This is a genomic window from Aquitalea sp. ASV11 (assembly GCF_016429185.1).
Lineage (GTDB): Bacteria > Pseudomonadota > Gammaproteobacteria > Burkholderiales > Chromobacteriaceae > Aquitalea > Aquitalea pelogenes.
The window spans coordinates 1-317 of record NZ_JAELUD010000215.1; the positions used below are offsets into that span (position 1 = coordinate 1).

1 protein-coding gene is annotated in these 317 nt (G+C 74.8%); it reads right to left on the minus strand.

The features are described 5' to 3' along the window. Positions 1 to 134 precede the first annotated feature (134 nt). Positions 135 to 317 (minus strand): hypothetical protein (locus JHD62_RS22755; protein ID WP_233161163.1); only part of this gene is annotated, 183 nt, incomplete at its 5' end.

A 317-nucleotide genomic window follows, 5' to 3' on the forward strand; every position in this document is an offset into this window, starting at 1 on the left:
CAGCGCCTTCAGGCCCAGTGATTGCAGGGTTTGCAGCAGGCCGAAGTACACCGGGGTTTCCACCGCCACCACATCGCCCGGGCGGGTGAGGTGGCGTAGCGACAGGCTGATGGCTTCGGTAATGCCCCTGTCTCTTATACACATCTCCGAGCCCACGAGACGAACGCAATAATCTCGTATGCCGTCTTCGGCTTGAACAGGGGGGGGGGGGGGGGGGGGGGGGGGGGGGGGGGGGGGGGGGGGGGGGGGGGGGGGGGGGGGGGGGGGGGGGGGGGGGGGGGGGGGGGGGGGGGGGGGGGGGGGGGGGGGGGGGGGGG